The organism is Gimesia maris, from assembly GCF_008298035.1.
In the GTDB taxonomy this organism is placed as follows: Bacteria; Planctomycetota; Planctomycetia; order Planctomycetales; family Planctomycetaceae; genus Gimesia; species Gimesia maris.
This window is the reverse complement of record NZ_CP042910.1, coordinates 7,093,238-7,111,020: the sequence shown is the minus strand read 5'-3', so window position 1 is coordinate 7,111,020 and position 17,783 is coordinate 7,093,238. Positions and strand designations below refer to the sequence as shown.

At 48.5% G+C, this 17,783-nt stretch carries 15 protein-coding genes; 9 read left to right on the top strand and 6 right to left on the bottom strand.

Annotated elements, in window-relative coordinates; genetic code table 11:
- Nucleotides 1-10 precede the first annotated feature (10 nt).
- Nucleotides 11-763: a 3-oxoacyl-[acyl-carrier-protein] reductase gene (gene fabG / locus GmarT_RS26430; protein ID WP_002644543.1), complete on the bottom strand. Its 753-nt coding sequence runs from the start codon at nucleotides 761-763 to the stop codon at nucleotides 11-13.
- Nucleotides 764-840: 77 nt separating this feature from the next.
- A complete protein-coding gene (locus GmarT_RS26425; RefSeq protein WP_002644544.1) occupies nucleotides 841-1,329 on the bottom strand; it encodes a 3-hydroxyacyl-ACP dehydratase FabZ family protein in 489 nt (162 codons plus the stop codon).
- A 515-nt stretch (nucleotides 1,330-1,844) separates the two neighbouring features.
- On the opposite strand from GmarT_RS26425, the gene GmarT_RS26420 reads away from it, so the two are divergent.
- Nucleotides 1,845-2,462: a PilZ domain-containing protein gene (locus tag GmarT_RS26420; protein ID WP_002644545.1), complete on the top strand. Its 618-nt coding sequence runs from the start codon at nucleotides 1,845-1,847 to the stop codon at nucleotides 2,460-2,462.
- A 4-nt stretch (nucleotides 2,463-2,466) separates the two neighbouring features.
- Here GmarT_RS26420 and GmarT_RS26415 read toward each other — a convergent pair whose 3' ends face one another.
- Nucleotides 2,467-3,261, bottom strand: coding sequence for an SDR family NAD(P)-dependent oxidoreductase (locus tag GmarT_RS26415; protein WP_002644546.1), 795 nt, complete (start codon nucleotides 3,259-3,261; stop codon nucleotides 2,467-2,469).
- A 430-nt stretch (nucleotides 3,262-3,691) separates the two neighbouring features.
- On the opposite strand from GmarT_RS26415, the gene GmarT_RS26410 reads away from it, so the two are divergent.
- The 5 genes from GmarT_RS26410 (at nucleotide 3,692) to GmarT_RS26390 (ending at nucleotide 10,561) form a co-directional block, all read left to right on the top strand.
- Nucleotides 3,692-5,338 (top strand): DUF1549 domain-containing protein, encoded by a 1,647-nt coding sequence (locus GmarT_RS26410; protein WP_002644547.1) that lies wholly within the window; start codon nucleotides 3,692-3,694, stop codon nucleotides 5,336-5,338.
- 69 nt (nucleotides 5,339-5,407) lie between these two features.
- Nucleotides 5,408-6,682, top strand: coding sequence for a DUF1501 domain-containing protein (locus GmarT_RS26405; protein WP_002644548.1), 1,275 nt, complete (start codon nucleotides 5,408-5,410; stop codon nucleotides 6,680-6,682).
- A gap of 135 nt (nucleotides 6,683-6,817) precedes the next feature.
- Complete coding sequence (locus GmarT_RS26400) at nucleotides 6,818-7,384, top strand: sigma-70 family RNA polymerase sigma factor (protein WP_002644549.1); 567 nt, start codon at nucleotides 6,818-6,820, stop codon at nucleotides 7,382-7,384.
- A complete protein-coding gene (locus GmarT_RS26395) occupies nucleotides 7,377-9,527 on the top strand; it encodes a DUF1549 and DUF1553 domain-containing protein (protein WP_002644550.1) in 2,151 nt (716 codons plus the stop codon). The genes GmarT_RS26400 and GmarT_RS26395 overlap by 8 nt, the downstream gene beginning before the upstream one ends.
- A 281-nt stretch (nucleotides 9,528-9,808) precedes the next feature.
- The gene (locus tag GmarT_RS26390; RefSeq protein WP_002644551.1) at nucleotides 9,809-10,561 is read left to right on the top strand and encodes an SDR family NAD(P)-dependent oxidoreductase; all 753 of its coding nucleotides are present in this window, start codon (nucleotides 9,809-9,811) and stop codon (nucleotides 10,559-10,561) included.
- 15 nt (nucleotides 10,562-10,576) lie between these two features.
- Here GmarT_RS26390 and GmarT_RS26385 read toward each other — a convergent pair whose 3' ends face one another.
- From GmarT_RS26385 to GmarT_RS26375, 3 genes are all read right to left on the bottom strand, one after another.
- The gene (locus tag GmarT_RS26385) at nucleotides 10,577-10,981 is read right to left on the bottom strand and encodes a PilZ domain-containing protein (RefSeq protein ID WP_002644552.1); all 405 of its coding nucleotides are present in this window, start codon (nucleotides 10,979-10,981) and stop codon (nucleotides 10,577-10,579) included.
- 165 nt (nucleotides 10,982-11,146) lie between these two features.
- Nucleotides 11,147-12,496, bottom strand: coding sequence for a Trk system potassium transporter TrkA (gene trkA / locus GmarT_RS26380; RefSeq protein WP_002644553.1), 1,350 nt, complete (start codon nucleotides 12,494-12,496; stop codon nucleotides 11,147-11,149).
- 59 nt (nucleotides 12,497-12,555) lie between these two features.
- Nucleotides 12,556-13,452: an ABC transporter permease gene (locus GmarT_RS26375; protein WP_002644554.1), complete on the bottom strand. Its 897-nt coding sequence runs from the start codon at nucleotides 13,450-13,452 to the stop codon at nucleotides 12,556-12,558.
- Nucleotides 13,453-13,790: 338 nt separating this feature from the next.
- Between GmarT_RS26375 and GmarT_RS26370 the strand changes: the two genes are divergently transcribed.
- The 3 genes from GmarT_RS26370 (at nucleotide 13,791) to cobA (ending at nucleotide 17,738) form a co-directional block, all read left to right on the top strand.
- On the top strand, nucleotides 13,791-14,453 hold the full coding sequence (locus GmarT_RS26370) for a hypothetical protein (RefSeq protein ID WP_002644555.1): 663 nt from the start codon (nucleotides 13,791-13,793) through the stop codon (nucleotides 14,451-14,453).
- Nucleotides 14,454-14,781: 328 nt separating this feature from the next.
- A complete protein-coding gene (locus tag GmarT_RS26365) occupies nucleotides 14,782-16,026 on the top strand; it encodes a DUF1207 domain-containing protein (RefSeq protein WP_149303448.1) in 1,245 nt (414 codons plus the stop codon).
- A 161-nt stretch (nucleotides 16,027-16,187) separates the two neighbouring features.
- Nucleotides 16,188-17,738, top strand: a complete 1,551-nt coding sequence (gene cobA / locus GmarT_RS26360) for a uroporphyrinogen-III C-methyltransferase (protein WP_230682405.1) — start codon at nucleotides 16,188-16,190, stop codon at nucleotides 17,736-17,738.
- Nucleotides 17,739-17,783: the final 45 nt, after the last annotated feature.

Sequence of the window (17,783 nt, the reverse complement as noted above, 5' to 3'; positions counted from 1 at the left end):
TTTAGCTTACTTAAATTCCACCTAAAGTTAACCCGCCGTCCACAGCCAGTGTCTGGCCAGTGACATAGGAAGACTCTTCGGTGGCAAAGAATAATACTGCATTGGAAATATCTTCAGGAAGTCCCAGACGTCGTGAGGGAATGTGCTTTTTGATCTGGTCGCCCGCAGCATTCCGCACATCGACGGTCATGTCGGTTTCGATAAATCCCGGAGCAACCGCATTGACGGTCACACCGCGCTTGGCCAGTTCGGTTGCCAGGCAGCGAGTGAAACCAATAATGCCCCCTTTACTGGCAGCGTAGTTCGTCTGACCGGAATTTCCGAAGTGAGCAGCCACACTGGACATATTGATAATGCGACCGTAACGTTTCGACATCATCGGTCGAGTGACCGCCTGGCAGAAGTTGAATACGCTGGTGAGGTTGGTGTCGATCACAGCCTGCCAGTCTTCGGCGGACATGGTTGCCAGCAGACCATCCCGGATAATGCCGGCGTTGTTGACCAGAATGTCAATTTTTTCCCACTTTTCCATGACCTGTTCCACGACCGCATCTGCATCTGCTTTACTGGCGACGTCTGCCTGGATGGCAAACGCTTCGCAGTTTTCATCGGCGAGATCTTTGACGATCTGTTCTGCGGCTTCCGCACTGGAACGATACACAAAGGCAACCTTTGCCCCTTCACGGGCCAGGGCTTGCACAACGGCTTTTCCAATACCGCGGCTGCCACCGGTTACCAACGCTACTCTTCCTTCCAGTTTCATTCCTGTTTCCTATCTAGTTTTCGATTTAGTTGTTCGTAGTTACTGTGTAAGTCAATGCTCAGGTGGAGCAGCTCGCTTCAGGATGCGGTCTGTCTGCTGGGATTCCAGAGCTGTCGAAACTGAGTTTGCAGATCTTGAATCCGTGCAGAATCAGTTTCTGTCATCGATGGGTTCTTATCGCCCAGGTTAAACTGTTCCAGAACAATCCGACCACTGACTGCGGCTTCCCCTTCCACCTGGCTGGAAGCTTTTAATGTGCACAGGTTGTCTTCCCATTTCTGAATACTCAGGGAGACACGCAACTGTTTACCAGGTGTGACAAAACTGTTGAAGCGAATCGCTTTGGTCTGCTTCAGCAGAATGGTGCTGTATTGAAAATCGTTGGTATACCGCATCAGCCAGGCGCCGGCCTGAACGATCGATTCTACCATTAACACTCCCGGCATCACGGCGAAGCCCGGAAAATGGTCCTGAAGATATTCTTCTGAAAGAGAAAGGTTTTTAACAGCCGTAATCGACTTGCCTTTCTCCATTTCTAAAATTTGATCGACGAGCGAAAAACGCATGCCTGTATAATCTCGCTACCTGTCTGGAAGAGGCTGTAATCAGGTTAACCGGTGATTAAGAACCATTGCTGGCTGATCAGGTTCTCAAATTTCCTGGCGGTGGTCAAACCGGTTTAATACAGAAACCCCTATCGATGATCGAACCGACTAAACTTCATTCGATTCTTGAGAGTCATTGGAAACGTGGCAGTATAATTCCCTGATACCTGTTTCTCAAGCTAGTAGCGCGGCTGTCCATCCTGAAATCGTGCGAATTTTCCACGTTTTCAATAATGGTGGTTTAAGTGTATATATAAAAGCAGTTTATGTCTTTCTTGTGAGGTGAAGTTCCTGAGGTCCATCAGGGCACACGGTCAGAACTTTGACCAATTGGCCTCAGGCGCAGTCTGTTTTTGCAGGAACTTTTTGACTGACTGCTGTTTCAGACATAGGTTTGAATAGTTGTTTTTACGGTTTTCTAAATCGGGGAACTGTATTTATGAATACATTTAATGCCTGACGACAGGATTGGTCATATGAATATGGTACTTGAGGCACTGTCAGTAACCGAAGATTCCGAGCAGACCCTGAAAGAAGCTAAAAGCGTTACTGAAACTCATTCGATTTCCTTCAGCAGGTGTCGTCAGCAGTCAGGGCTCACCCGGAAAAAACGTAAATCTGTTTCAGGTCGAACCTGGAATTCCGTTCTGAACAAGGTACGAGCTGCAGCTAATACTGAGCAATTCTCCGAAAACGAATCCAAAGAAATCACAACTCCCATTGTGGACTCCCGGTCTTTTGATCGTCGTGCTTCACCAAGGCATGCCAGTGATGCTATTGTTCTGGCGCTCAATAAAGATGATCATCGACCTGCCAACTCAGGTTTTCATCCGGGGCAAAAGGGATATGCGATCAATGTCAGTCAGAATGGAATTTCTTTTGCTTCTCGTTCTGCATTTCAACTGCGTGATGAGTTGCAGTTGACCGTAGAAGACCAGGCTCTCAACTTTACGTTGAATGTAGCCGCGACAGTAGTACGCTCAACCTCGCTGGATCAGGAATTCTGGCGCATTGACTGCAAACTGCAAAGTCCACTTTCTAATGAGCAGGTGGCTCACTTAAAAGAATATGCTCCTTCCTGTTACGTGGGGTAATCTGTCAGTTTGATTGCGGGGAGACACCCAGCGACTTGCCACCATCAATGCGAATTGCGGTTCCCGTTACCATTGACGCATCGTTGCTTGCCAGATAACAGATGGCAGAGGCGACTTCCTGTGGGCTGATCATGCGTTTGTTTGCTGCAGCAATCGGGCTGGCACGGATCATCGACTGAATCAGTGCTTCCGGATCTGCTGCATTGGAAACGTCTGCATTCATCATACCTGTTTCCCCGACTGGTCCCGGACAGACGCAGTTGATGCGAATATTGTCTTTACCGTGACAGAGTCCCAGGCTTTCCGTTAATGCAACAACGGCATGTTTGCTGATCGAATACACCGGGTCATGGGCGCGGGGCAGCAGCCCTGCGTTGCTGGCAGTGTTGATAATCGAGCCACCTCCGCTAGCCAGCATGTGACGGATCGCGTGCTTGCACCCGAGAAACGTGCCTTTCAGATTCGTGTCGATACAGGCATCCCACTCTTCTACCGATACCTGGTGAATCGGTTTAACCATGCCGATACCTGCGTTATTGACCAGCACGTCGATTCGGCCATATTGCTGGACTGCCTGGTCAATTAATGCCTGAATGTCGGCTTCCTGCCGTACATCGCATTTCACCTCTGTGATTCCCAGCCGTGAGAACGTCGCCTGATTCTCAGGCAGGTGGTTCAGGTCGCCCGCCAGAACATGGGCCCCTGATTCTGCCATCATAATGGCGGTGGCACGTCCAATTCCATTTCCGGCCCCGGTGATCACCACGATCTGGTCTTTAAACTGATATTGATTCTGCATCAATTTCTTTTCTAATTTCTGAGTGCTCGCAGCAAGATTGATGTGTAACTATGTATATTTTCAGGGGTCCGGATTCGAATCGCAAGGATTTGTGTAGTGGTTTTTTGGATTATACAGGATGGGGTTGTCTGTAAGTGTATTTATAAATTGTGTTTACGTGGATTATGCTGATTGAGGTATTCCTGCTGATGCATATGAAATCGTTGATATTATCATTGGAAAATCTATAGAATCGGGTATCCTGTAGTCAGCTGATTCCAATAAAATAGAGATATTACTCAGAGACTCACGAATGTTTTCTCATTAGAGTCGGTTAATACAGTAGCGAAGCTGTCTTTCTTTCGCAATTTGTCCCGATGGGTAGAATAGCATAATAGAAGTGCAGCGGGCTGTTCGTTCTATCATTTTAAGTATAGTGGAGAACAAGATAATGCGTCGTTTTTCTAAACAACTCAGTGTTGTTTTTACCATGTTGATCTGCGTCGGCAGTTGGGTTTCCCTGGCGGATGCTGCGCCTCAGGAAAGCAGAACAAAGGCATTTTCTACCGGCGCATTCGATCCCTTTATTGACTACATTAATGGACGCATCCGTCAAGGGTGGGAAGATAATGAAGTAGAACCATCCCCCGTGGCCTCTGATGAAGAATGGTTGCGTCGTGTTCATCTGGACCTGATTGGTCAGATTCCTTCCGCAGAACTGGTAGAGCAATTCAGTAAGGATCGCGATCCTGCCAAGAGATCTAAAATAGTCGACAAGCTGCTGGAAGACCCTGCATACGTGCAGAACTTTACGAATGTATGGACAAACCTGCTCATTGGTCGCCGGACTCCTCGACGAGTGAGTCGCAGCGGAATGCAAAAGTTTCTGCGCGAGGCTTTTGCAAAGAACCGGCCCTGGGACGAGATTGTACAGGATCTGGTCACTGCGGAAGGACACTTTGAAGAAAACGGTGCTGTTAACTATCTGCTGGCACAGATGCAGAATAATGACGAAGCCGTCCAGGTGACTGCCGCTACAACACGCCTGTTTCTTGGGATCCAGGTACAATGTACTCAGTGTCACAACCATCCGTTCAATGACTGGAAACAGAATCAGTTCTGGGAATATAACAGTTTCTTTCGTCAGATGCGTCGTGTAAACCATCGCAAGACCGATCCTAAAACCGGGCGTCAGATAGATGACTACTCCGAGATTGTAGCGACTGGTTTTAATGGGCCTGTGTATTACGAAAAACGTTCCGGTCTGATGCAGGTTGCTTACCCGATCTTTGAAGATCAAAAAGTGGATCCTCAAAGTGGCGTTGAGCGTCGCAAGGAATTTTCCAAACTGATCGTACAGGGGGATAAACCTCTGATCGCAACAGCGATTGTTAACCGGATGTGGGGCTATTTTATGGGATACGGGTTCACCCGTCCCGTTGATGACATGGGCCCTCACAACCCGGCATCGCATCCTGAGCTGTTAAATAAAATGGCTGAAGAGCTCGTAAAGAAGGATTACGATCTCAAACAGCTGGCGCGCTGGATCTGTAATACAGAGGCATACAATCTGACAAGTCAGTTCGGTCGCAATAATGAAATCGACAGTCCTGAGCGAGGAGAAACCCCTCTCTTCTCGCATATGTATATCAAGAATATGACGGCTGAACAGCTTTATGACTCGCTCATCGTTGCTACGGGCGCTCATAAGTCAGGTCAGTCAAACTGGGAACGGGCTGAAGAACAGCGCCGTCGGTGGATGGGCCAGTTTATGGTGGCATTCGATAACGACTCAGGTGATGATTCAACAACGTTCAACGGAACGATTCCACAGGCACTGATGATGATGAATGGTGATTTAACCAAAAACGCAATCAGTGCAGAGAGCGGGAGCTATTTGAATCAATTGTTGACCGAGAAGGGGAACGATCAGGTGAAGATCCGCAAAATGTTCCTTTCCACATTAAACCGTTATCCTGATCGCCGGGAAATCAACAGTGCACAGCGTTTGATTTCCGGTACCCCCAATAAACTGGCCGCTTATCAGGACCTGTACTGGGCTCTATTAAACTCCAATGAATTTGTATTCAATCACTAAATCGGCCGCTGGCAGAGATTAAGCGAAACACAATTTTTATCACAATATTCAACAAACGAGGCCTTAACAATGACGATTCTGAATCCTTACGGAATGACCCGCCGCCACTTTATGAAACATGTCGCAGGTGCCGCGACGGCGATTCCCACGATGCACTTTCTGTCACATCTGGAAGCGAATGCCAGCCAGGTCAAAAAGCAGCAGAAAGCCTGTATCCTGATCTGGATGGCGGGTGGACCTCCTACTATTGATATCTGGGACCTCAAACCTGGTTCAAAAAATGGTGGTGAGTTTAAGCCAATCAGCACCAAGGGTGACATGCAGATTTCGGAACACATGCCTAAAACGGCTCAGGTGATGGATAACCTGTCACTGATTCGTTCCATGAGTACTCGTGAAGCGGATCATGCCCGTGGTACTTATTATATGCACTCAGCCTATGTGCCTAACCCCACGGTTGTGCATCCTACATTTGGTTCGGTTGTCAGTTATGAACTGGGCGCTCGCCGCAAAGAACTGGATATCCCTTCTTTCATTTCGATCGGCGGCAGCCGGGGAAGTGCGGGATTCCTGGGTATGTCCCACTCTCCATTCGTCGTCTCCAGTAATGGTACGATTCAGAATGCGGAAATCAATACGGCAGAACAGCAGCGACTGGGACAACGTCTCGATATGCTGCAGGTTCTGGAGTCTGGTTTCATCAAGTCGAAACGAGGGGAATCTGCCAATTCCCATAAAGACATCTACAAGAAGGCTGTCAACCTGATGACCTCCAAGCAGATGGAAGCCTTCAAAGTGGACCAGGAACCTACCGCTTTGAAAGAAGCTTATGGAACCGGTAATTTTGGTCAGGGTCTGTTACTGGCCCGCCGTCTGGTTGAAGTGGGTGTTCCTTTTGTAGAAGTTTCGGCCTCTGTCGGAAGCTGGGATTTGCATCAAGGCGTTTTCAATTCGTTGAAAGACCAAAACCTGCCACAGTTGGATATGGGGATTGCTGCCCTGGTTCAAGACTTGAAGCAGCGTGCAATGCTGGATGATGTCACAATTGTCTGTATGGGCGAATTCGGCCGTACCCCTCGCATCAATCAGAATGTCGGTCGTGACCACTGGGCTGCCAGTTGGACTGCCATGGTTGGTGGTGGTGGACTGAAAAACGGTCAGGCTGTGGGTAAAACTGATGCCGATGGTATCGGAATCGAAGGTAAGAGCTACCTGCCCGGTGATCTCTGGGCAACGGTTGCTCATTCTCTGGGGATTCCTCTGGATATCGTGCACACTTCGAAACGTGGTCGTCCCATGAAACTGGCCAATGGTGGAACTCCAATTAAAGAACTGATTGGTTAATTCCATTCGACTGGAAACAAAAGACAATTTTTGGAGCCGGAAAACAGCGGATGCTCGCACAGGGCTTCCGCTGTTTTACTCTCGGCTGCAGACAGGTTAAATCAATCTGCATTGAAGTAATGAATTGGAACTACATTGACAAGTTCGACTGATCAACCTGTTTTTCCTGAAACGACTTCCGAACAGGGCCGCGAATTTATTGCCTTGTTTACGAAGTACCAGCGACGGATTTATCTGTATATTCTCTCGATGGTTCCTTATCCCTCAGAGGCAGAAGAGATCTTGCAGAATACCAATCTGATCATCTGGAAAAAGGCTCAGCAGTTTGAAGTGGGAACCAATTTTTTTGCCTGGGCCTGTCAGATTGCTCATTTCGAGATCCTGAAATTCAGAAAAAAACGGGGCCGGGACAAGCATCAGTTCAGCGATGAATTTGTTTCGCAGGTAGCAGAGGCTGTTAAAGAAAATCAGGATGTTTTTGAGTTACGACGGAAAGCATTGACTCATTGTCTCAGTAAATTGAGAAAGAAAGACCGGGAGTTAATTCAAAGACGCTACCAGGGTGAGAATCAGGGCAAAGACCTTGCTGACGACCTGGGGCGCCCGGCCAACTCCGTGTATCAGTCACTGGGCCGTGTCAGACGTACCTTATTCGAATGCATCAATCGTTATATCGCTTCAGAGTCCTATAGTCATGAGTAAGAAAGAAGTAAAATTAGCTGAGCTTTCCTTGCTGATGGAAGCGTTGTGCGAAGAAAGCCTTTCTTTGTCGGAGCAGGAACGTCTGGAAGAGATCGTGCTTTCCGACCCCGATGCAATGCAGTTCTATTTGAACTATTCTCACCTGCATGGCACGCTGCACTGGGATCAGGCTCAAGGGGCAGAAGAACTGATTCCCGAAGCAACTCCCGTTTCTGAAGTTGAGTTGCCAGCGGTATCTCCTCCTGCGTCTGCGCGACGAAGACAATTTGTGACATCCGGACTGACGGCAGCTTGTGCGCTGGGTTTGCTTGTGTTTGTCTGGACTGCCTGGGTTCGGGAGCCACAGCAAACGGCAGTGGTAGAAAATCCAACCGGACACAAGAATCCTGTTGCCACTGAAAAGGCAGTCGATGCACAACTGGCTGCCCGAAATTCCCCGCAACGTTCCATTCAGATCGAAGCCTCGCAGCATCCCATGCTGCAGGCACAACAAAACAATCGATTGAAATCGACGGGAACTCAACCCCTGGTTGCCATGAAACCGGAACGACTGCCTCCCGTGGAAGCACTGCCGGCATCGGCATCTGACGAAGCTGTTGTGACGTTTATTAATCACCGTATCCAGGATGGCTGGAAAGCTGCAAATATTGAGCCTTCCCCTTTTGCGACCGATGAGGAATGGGTCAGACGTGTCTATCTTGATGTGATTGGCCGCATTCCGACGACTACTGAAGCAGAACAGTTTTTGAAATCGAATCAATCCGATAAACATCAGAGGCTGATTCAGAAGTTGACTGCCAATCCGAGTTATGTGACAAACTGGTCGACAATCTGGACACGACTGTTAATCGGCCGTACGACAACGCGTGATATCAATCGGCGTGCCCTGCAGGATTTTCTGGTTCAGAGTTTTGCTGATAATCGCCCCTGGAACGATATCGTGTTTGATCTGGTCTCCGCAGAAGGTGACGCCGATACCAATGGCGCTACTAATTTTCTCCTGGCACATTTGAATAACGAGGCAGTGCCGGCAACCGCGATCACCACACGTCTGTTTCTGGGAACGCAGATTCAATGTACCCAATGTCATAATCACCCCTTTAATGATGCCACGCAGAGCCAATTCTGGGAAATAAACAGCTTTTTCAAGCAGACAAAAGTCGTTCGTAAAAAAAACCAGGCCAGGGATGGTGAAAAGCAGTCGAGTCAATTAGCTCTGGTTTCTCTCTCCAAAGGGGGGACCACTTTTTACGAAACACGTCAGGGGTTGATGCAGCCTGCATATCCAAAATATTCCGGTGTGAAAGTTTCTGATGCTCCCGATGTCAACCGAAGACAGGAACTGGCAAAACTGATGACTTCGGGTAACGATCAGCAACTGGCTCGCGCGATGGTGAATCGTATGTGGGCACATTTTTTCGGCTATGGCTTTACCAGGCCCATTGATGATATGGGCTACCATAATTCGCCAACACATCCAGAACTGTTAAATGAACTGGCTAATCAGTTTGTCGACAGTGGATATGATATCAGACAATTGATTGAGTGGATCTGCCTGTCCGATGCTTATCGCCTGAGCAGCCAATTCGCTTCACATAATGAATCTGATAATCCGGATGATGGCAGTACACCCAATTTCAGTCGTATGTACGTCAAGCAAATGACTGCAGAACAGTTATATGACTCGTTGCAGGTGACGGCAAATCCGGCTCTGGTTGTGTCCGATTATTCCAACGCGTGGAATAAGATGCAGAAGCGTGATCAGTGGTTGCAGCAGTTTGTCTATACGCATGAAAATGAAGAGAATGATGAGACGACCACCTTTGATGGGACGATCACCCAGGCTTTAACCATGATGAATGGCTCGCTGGTGAGAAACAGTCTGGATGTGAAACAGGAGGGAAGCATTCTCGCAGCAGTATTGAAAGAACGCAGCCCCGATACCAGGATTAAAAAATTGAGCCTGGCTGCATTGACACGTTATCCTTCATCGAGAGAACTTGCCGAGCTAAAACGCCTGGTGAAAGAACGAACCAGATTTTTAACCAGCCAAAATGTCCCTCCTCAAACTGCCGTTCAACAAAGTTATCAGGACATCTACTGGGCTTATCTGAATTCGAATGAATTCATTTTAATTCATTAGGGCGTATCACAGCTGCCTCTAGCGCCCGTCTATCTATATATACTCGGTCCAAATGTTCCTGGAGACACTGCAGTAAAAGGGCACACAGTCTAGTTGTCTCTCACTGGCTGATTACTTCTCTCGTGCTTTTTTCGTTCGCACGGTCTTGGGCAACGCTGCAAATCACCTGCTTGCAGATAAAGGAAATTCCACTTCTTGCAGATTCATTTCAGAACTGTTATAGCTGACCGCAGCAGTTATTTTCAAATGTGGAAATCACAGTCTAAGATCAGGGGAGTTCGATGTCCGACCGTTTATTTAACAAAGTTGCTGTCGTGACGGGAGCAAGCAGCGGAATAGGTCAGTCCATCGCAGAACACTATCTGAACGAAGGGGCGAAGGTCGTTGCCTTTGCCCGGAGAGCGGAGCTTCTGGAAGAACTGGAATCCCGTTTTCCCGCCCGCACGCTGGTTGTAGATGGCGATGTGACGAGCGCTTCTGACCTGAACCGGTTGTCAGCGGCAACCGAACGACGATTTGGTCGGGTTGATATTCTGGTTCCCAATGCGGGACTGGCTCGAGTGATTCCAATTGAGAATTCAACTCGCGAGGCAATTGACGAGACCTTTGATGTGAATTTTCATGGCGCATTACAGACCGTTCGAACATTTCTGCCTGTCCTCAATGATAAATCAGCCATCATTTTTATAACAACCTTTCTAACGCAGGTTGGCTTTCCCGGTCTGGCTGCTTATTCCGCTTCGAAAGCTGCTTTGAAGTCTTTAGCCCAGACACTGGCTGCCGAACTCGGGCCTCGCGGAATCCGAGTCAATTCGATCGCCCCGGGACCGGTCGCCACCCCATTATGGGATTCTGTCGGGCTGAATCCCGATCAACTCAGCGCTGTAGCTCAGACAGTAAGTTCCAGGTTGATTCCAGGGAAATTCAGTCAACCTGAAGAGATAGCCGAGGTCGCAGTTTTCCTGGCTTCAGATGCGGCTCGGAATATCTATGGCCAGGAAATTGTAGTAGATGGTGGCTATACAGTCGGCTGATGAAGCCGGGCTGCTTTATGTTTTATGATGGAGTGCCGCTGCGACAGGGCCTGGATTTCGCTCCAGGTACGAGTTCAGAGTTTTCGCCTGTTTGGGGGTCAGAGTAACACACATTTCGCATCCAGTCGTATACTGACCGAGTACAGTCCGTTCCTGCCACATGACTTTCACGGTTGAGTTGAAAAGATGTTCGCCCGAGTGATGCACCTGGATCAACAGTGTTTCTCCGACGGAAAGCGGCAGATCCAGCAGCATACGAATACCGTCGAGTGAGACATCGTATAAGACGGCATTAAGTGGTTCACTACTGCCGTTTTCTCCTGAACGAAGCAGGCGGATTTCAGGACCTGCCTGCAGTCTCTGGTGTAACCGTCGCTCTTCACCCGAACGTCTGTTGTTGGATTTTCTCCGGTCAGTCATGAACTTTTCCTGCTGTCTGTCTTCCTCAAACCGGCCCTGAATTGTCAGATGGTATGAGATGTAAATCGGAAGATGCTCTGCAAGTCAAGTATAGATCATGAGATGAATCGGCAGAGAGGTGAGTCAGAAAAAAAAGTGAGGAGTTCCATCCAGAGTCTGGCTGTATCAGTTTTGCGGCTTTACCGCTTTGAAAAGTGGCAGTATTTCATTCAGATTGTCCTGTTCACACAGCAAAATGACGGTATCACCTGCCTGGATCTGATCTTCAGCGCCAGGTACTTTTACACAATCTTCTTTCACTACCGCAGCAATGAGCGCCTGCCTGAGTTTGAGATCTTTCAGACGAGCCTGGGTGATAGGTGAATTCTTTCTGACCTCTACTTCCAGAATTGCGGAATTGCCTCCTCCGATTTCAGAGTGGCTGATGATGGGGCCTGTCTGAACCATACCCATAATCTGACGCGTAATGACTTCCCGGGGGCTGACAGCGACATCGATCCCCAGTTTTTCCAGTACGTTCGCGTAATCCGGACGCCTGACGATGCTCATGATACGGTCAGCACCCAGCTCTTTGGCTTCTACACCACACACAATATTATCTTCATCTCGGCCGGTTGCAGCGATGAAGACATCAGCTTTTCCCACACGCGCTTCTTCCATTTCCGTGCGACGTGTTGCATCGGCATGCAGCACCGTAGTGGAATCCAGGTGACGAGATAGAAAGTCACATCGCTGAGGGTCTGCTTCCAGAATGGTCACGGAGTATTCTTTCTTCTGAAGAATTCGAGCGAGATTGAAGCCGATGTTTCCACCACCGGCAATAATAACCCGAAATTTCAGCGCCCGTTTGTGCTGGAACATTCGATGTACCTGATCGATATTTTCCTGTGTTCCGATGAGTGTGACGATCTGACCGGCTTGAATAATATTATCGGCACCCGCGATGGATGTGTTTTTACCATCGGAGATTAATCCGACGCGAACTCCACTGGGGAGTTTGAGATTTCTCAACTCAATCCCATCGGCTTTCACGCCAGGTTGCACATCCAGAACCTGAATGACGACTTCACCCCGTGCAAAATTTTCGACAGCAAACATTCCGGGTTCACCGATTTCCTTAGCCAGTTCCAGCGCAGTGAGATATTCCAGGCTCAGTAGTCGGTCAATGTTGAAATGCCGCTGGTAGTCAAAAGTACTCAGGTTCAGGTAAGCGTGATTAAAGACACGGGCGACACAACGTCTAGCGCCCATTGCTTTCGCCAGGCTGGCCCCTACCATATTGACTTCATCCTGGCTGGTGACAGCCAGGCAGATATCCGCACCCAAAACACCTGCCTGAAATAGAATGGCAGAATCACAGGCAGAACCACAGATTGTCTGCACATCGACCCGCTCTTCGATCAGTTCCAGCGCAGCTCGTGATTTATCAATAATCGTGACGTTGTGTTGTGCGGCACAGAGGGTATCGGCGACGAATGTGCCCACGGTTCCTGCACCCATAATTACGATGTTCATATTTGACTCTACAGACTTCTATTCAATCTATGGACAGTCCCAGCCAGCAGGGCCGGACATCAGCTGCTTGCGCTGCGATAGCTGTTTAATGACCATTTAAAGATATAACGCGAAAGAAATAACATCAGCAGTGTGATCGACACGGAAACCAGAGTAATCCAGGATGGTTCAAGTGCTTTGGAAAGCAGCTGGCGTGCGGGGACTGTTACAACCAGCAGGATAGGAATGATATAAGAGAAGGCAAACCGCAAAATTTCACCAGTCGGCGAACCACTGTAGATACTTCGCGGATATCGTGCAAAGACCGTAATATAAAACCAGAAATCGTACAGTCCCTGGTTGCGGCCGAACCAGATGCTGCTACTGGCCAGGGCGATCATCAAGCTGTAAAAAAATGCCACTCCCACAGCCAGGAGCAGGCAGTACATTAATATCTGGCCGGCTCCCAGAAGGCAGAAGCTGAGAATCGTCAACCATTGTCCTGAATGAACCATCTCCTGCATCAGTCCGATCGCCGATTCCAGGTGAACGGTTTGCGACAGGGAGTAGAACAGGAGCGCACCGGCAAGTAGTACCTGGTTTAACATTGCCAGGTTCACTTTCTCGAACGAAACCAGAAACTGAGTGTCGATTGGCTTTAACAGGACAAAGTCCAGATTTCCATTTCGGATCAATTCACTGAAATTAGCACAGTTAGGCATAAAGAACGTTTCCACAAAGGCGTTGATCAGCATGCCTGTGGCCATAAAGGCAAAGTACTCATCACGAGTCCAGTCGTTAATCGAGTTGACATTGCGATAGATGATATCGAATAAAATCAACTGGGCTGCAAACCAGAATCCGCGGGTGACGACCGTGATCAAAAGATTGCCTCGAAACGTCATTTCACGGATCAGCGAATTACGGAGGAAGGTGATCCAGACTCGCCCGTAATGGGGACGGGGACTACTTGCCATTAGATAAAGTACTTTCTACGCGAATCATTCTCTGGTAAATCACTGCTGTTGATAACACTCCTGTTTTCAATTTGTATTTTATTCGAATTGTGCTGAGAAGTCTTCTCCAGCCGGTCATTCTGAACAAGTAAACTAAAGATGGGTGTTAAACTGTTTGGGATAAAGAGCTTGTAAAGAACGTTCTCAAGCGGTTGATTAAAGAAAAGATCCCGTTTCCGGTTAAAAGTTCATGGAAAAATGAACTCGATTTCAGAGAGAATACCGCGTTCGACGCTTCTGGCGTGTAAACTTTAGAAAAGGCTCTGTTATCAGTCTTGCTGAATCTGAAGGTATGAGTAATGAACAAAACCACTGATGTTTCTCTCGTAAGTCGTACTTATTCCAGCACTCTCGCGCTGGGATTTCTGATATTTTTTGGTGCTGTCAACCAGCCCGCTTCCGCACAAAGTGACCCATTTACTTCGGGAGACGATCAGAAACAGTTGTCTCCCGAACAGCAGGAAGCAGATGCGCTTGAGATGTTGAAGGGAGTTGAGAAGCTGGTACTCTCTCAACAGAAACGAGTTGCAAAAGAAGTCATTCGTAAGTATCCCAAATCGGAAACGGCTAAAATCGCTGAATTAATTCTGGAAGAGTACAGTCGCTTTGATCGACTGAAAGAAGCAGATGACGCTGCAGAAGCAGCCTGGAAGAATGAAGTGCGAAATCACTGGTTTGTAGAGCGAAACCCAGTCCATAATTCCAGTTTCTTTACGATTCTGGAAGGCACGCAGGTGAGCCCGGCTCTGATCATCAATCGGTCAAAGACACCAGTCTTGTATGAAATGAAAGGCCCTTCAATGCCCTGGAATGGCCCGTACCGCTTACGCCCCAGCGAATCACATGATTTTAACTACCCGGTCCAGCTCCGTTTCTTTTCTGATGAGGGGCTTGTTGTTAAGCATCTCTCACAAGGACAGACTCTACAGCTCAACGAAAAGAATACTCTACATATCAAATAGTGAGGGGGGACTTCTTTGAAAAATATGAAATTTCTCCCCTGCTATTTGTGATATCAACGCGGTTAACGCCGTTAGACACGGCTCGTAAGTGGTTTGATATTCAAATCTTGAGCCATTTTTACCTGTCCTTGCCTCAAGTCAATTTATAGGACTGCGTTGATAGCGGATTCCCCTTTTCGCCTGTTGGGAATCTCGCTATACTTCGCCCGCATCTCTCATCTGCCCCTGGTAGATCTCCTCTCTCAGTGTTCAACTTTTCTACTCCTCTCTCTTACTATCTCAGTCACAGCAACATTAGTGCTGCGGTTCACAATAAGGAGCCTCGCTGGTGAGGTTATTTATTCCAATATCATTACAACGCTTCCTGTGGGGAGTGTTGGTTAGTGCTGTCTGTGCGAATCTGGAAGCGCAACAGTTTGCCAGTTCACAGCCATTTATGGCTCCTTCTCCGCGTGCAACAGCCCAGCAGCTTACTGATGAGCCAAGCCAGGCGCAGCTGTACCTGGAGAATCAATATGCGAATCGGCAACAGAATCCGATACAACTGGGAGTGCCTCTGCATCAGGCCGAATCAATAGGAAGGGGCGCTGGAAAACAGGATCTCACTCGCAGTTTACCTCCCCTCTACTCCCAATCCAGAAGAGAATCTGAAATGCTGCCGAACCAGATTCGGCAGGTCAATGCTTCTCAACCAGGGTTTCCTCCTGCATTTGAATCTTATCCGGAAAGCTCTGAGTATCCTGAGTTTGATACCATGACCGATCCGCAGGGAAGTTATACCGATTCCATTGAACAGTTATGTGCTGAAAGTTGCTGGGGATGGACTGTCTTGCCCACTGACCTGCTTTACAAATCATACCTGGCTGGACCTAAGGAATCTCGGTTGGCGCTGGCAATCCTGCACGAGAAAGACATCGGCTGGCAGATGGAACTGGAAGCGGGAGCACGCGTAGGTATCTTAAGATACGGCTCATTAAATGATGATGTGCTGGAAGGCTGGCAGTTGGATATCGAGGGGGCAGGACCTCCACGTTTAAATATGGAAGAAGAAATGGATCTGGATGCGACCGATTTTCGTGTCGGTGTTCCATTGACCTGGAGACGAGGCGCCTACCAGGCGAAGTTTGCATATTATCATACGAGTGCTCACGCCGGAGATGAATATATAGAACGGAATCCCGGGTTTCAGAGAATTAATTATGTACGCGATGCGTTTGTGTTGGGCGGTGGTTATTTTCCCGATCCCGATTTACGACTGTATGCCGAAATTGGTTATGCCTTTAATACGGATGGTGGTGCTCAACCCTGGGAACTGCAGTTTGGTGTCGAGTTCAGTCCTGTGGAACATTCCGGCTTTTATGGAGCTCCTTTTTGGGCCATCAACGGATATTTGCGCGAGGAAGTGAACTGGGGCGGAAATGTGAACATGATGGTGGGGTGGCAATGGCGTGGCGATCGAAACAATCATCTGTTTCGTATCGGATTGCAGTACCTCGATGGAAAAACCATGCAGTACGCGTTCTTTAACAACTCAGAACAGTTTGTGGGTTTTGGTACCTGGTATGATTTCTAACCATGGTGTAAATCACGGTGTTGTCTGAATGACCATAAGGGACCTCGTTTCAGCTTAAAGGACGAAATAACTCACTTCCACAACAGGTAGTCGCTGCTGCTCGCCATCCTTGAAAACTCTGCTATAATATCGCTTTAAATCTATCTTGAAGCGTTTTAGTCTTGTGGAGTGATACAAATCTGATGACCGGGGGGAAAGTCTATTTAGTCGGTGCAGGTCCCGGGGATCCCGGATTAATTACCATTAAAGGCATCGAATGTCTCAAGCAAGCCGATCTGATTCTGTACGACGGGCTGGTTAATCCACTTCTGCTGGAACATGTCTCTTCCGAAGTGGAGCGTACCTGCCGGGTAGCCGAAGGTTGCCAAAATCGTCGTGTGCTGAAACAGGATGAAATCAACCAGCGTTTAATTGCCGCTGCCCGGGAAGGAAAGACCGTAGTCCGACTAAAAGGGGGAGATCCTTTTATTTTCGGACGTGGCAGCGAGGAAGCAGCGGCATTGCGGGATGCCGGTATCGATTTCGAAATCGTTCCCGGGATCACCGCGGCAACAGCCGCTGCCGGCTATGCGGGCATTTCAGTTACGCATCGAGCTTATGCCTCAGCGGTTGCCTTGATTACAGGACATGAAGATCCCACGAAACCTGATTCCAGCCTTGACTATGAAGCGCTGAGCCATTTTCCCGGAACTCTGGTATTTTATATGGGGTTGCATAATCTCAAACAGATCGTGAGTTCATTGATTCAGGCAGGTAAAGCAGGTGAAACACCAGCCGCTGCCATCAGTCGTGGTACGACCCCCTTTCAAAAAACAGTCCAAGGCACATTGCAGGAGTTGCCTGACCTGGTACAGGAAGCGGCGCTGGTTGCTCCGTCGCTGATTGTGATTGGTGAGTGTGTCTCTCTGCGGGATCATATAGCGTGGTACGAGCAAAAACCCCTGTTCGGGCTGCGAATTGGTATTACCAGAGCCGAGGATCAGTCCGAAACCGAAATCCAACAGGCAATTCGCCTGGGCGCACAGCCTGTATTGCTACCGACGATTGAAATCAGCAAACCTGCAGACCAGGCTCCCGTGGATCAGGCAATTTCACGGTTGGAACACTATCAATGGCTGGTCTTTACCAGTGCCAACGGTGTGCGGTATTTCATGGATCGCTTATGGGAACTGGGATTTGATTCCCGCCAGCTTGCTCATTTAAAAATAGCGACAATTGGTCCATCCACGGCGGAGGCACTTCTGGCATATCGGCTGCGGGCAGATTTGACGCCTCCACAGTATCGGGCAGAAGCGCTCGCTGAAGCACTGAAACCTTTGGTGGCTCATCAGAGTCTACTCTGGGCAGGCGCCAACAGGGGACGAGAAGTATTACAAACCGAACTGGCCAAAGTCTCCGCGACAGTTGAGAAAGTTGTCGTTTATGAAAATCATGATGTCGCTGCCTGGAATACAGAAAGCCTGAGATTACTGGAATCAGGTGAGGTCGACTGGGTGGGATTGAGTAGCCCTTCGATCGCTCGAAATTTTGAACGACTGTTATCAGACGCGGCAAGAACTCAACTGGGAAAATCGATTAAACTGGCCAGTATCAGTCCGGTCACGAGCCAGGCTGCTCTGGAAGCAGGATTACAGATTGACGCCGAAGCGAAAGACTACCATTGGGATGGCATTTTCGCTGCGATTCAGGAATATAGATCACTTCATTCCTGAAATCAGGACCGGGAAAGCAGTCTAAATCGGACAAAAAGGTTGCTA

Bases quoted from the DNA above. Each gene is read 5' to 3' on its own strand.
- GmarT_RS26415 (WP_002644546.1), bottom strand. From the start codon at position 3,261: ATGCAGAATCAATATCAGTTTAAAGACCAGATCGTGGTGATCACCGGG.
- GmarT_RS26375 (WP_002644554.1), bottom strand. From the start codon at position 13,452: ATGGCAAGTAGTCCCCGTCCCCATTACGGGCGAGTCTGGATCACCTTC.
- trkA (WP_002644553.1), bottom strand. From the start codon at position 12,496: ATGAACATCGTAATTATGGGTGCAGGAACCGTGGGCACATTCGTCGCC.
- fabG (WP_002644543.1), bottom strand. From the start codon at position 763: ATGAAACTGGAAGGAAGAGTAGCGTTGGTAACCGGTGGCAGCCGCGGT.
- GmarT_RS26370 (WP_002644555.1), top strand. From the start codon at position 13,791: ATGAACAAAACCACTGATGTTTCTCTCGTAAGTCGTACTTATTCCAGC.
- GmarT_RS26410 (WP_002644547.1), top strand. From the start codon at position 3,692: ATGCGTCGTTTTTCTAAACAACTCAGTGTTGTTTTTACCATGTTGATC.
- GmarT_RS26425 (WP_002644544.1), bottom strand. From the start codon at position 1,329: ATGCGTTTTTCGCTCGTCGATCAAATTTTAGAAATGGAGAAAGGCAAG.
- GmarT_RS26420 (WP_002644545.1), top strand. From the start codon at position 1,845: ATGAATATGGTACTTGAGGCACTGTCAGTAACCGAAGATTCCGAGCAG.
- GmarT_RS26395 (WP_002644550.1), top strand. From the start codon at position 7,377: ATGAGTAAGAAAGAAGTAAAATTAGCTGAGCTTTCCTTGCTGATGGAA.
- GmarT_RS26385 (WP_002644552.1), bottom strand. From the start codon at position 10,981: ATGACTGACCGGAGAAAATCCAACAACAGACGTTCGGGTGAAGAGCGA.
- GmarT_RS26405 (WP_002644548.1), top strand. From the start codon at position 5,408: ATGACGATTCTGAATCCTTACGGAATGACCCGCCGCCACTTTATGAAA.
- GmarT_RS26390 (WP_002644551.1), top strand. From the start codon at position 9,809: ATGTCCGACCGTTTATTTAACAAAGTTGCTGTCGTGACGGGAGCAAGC.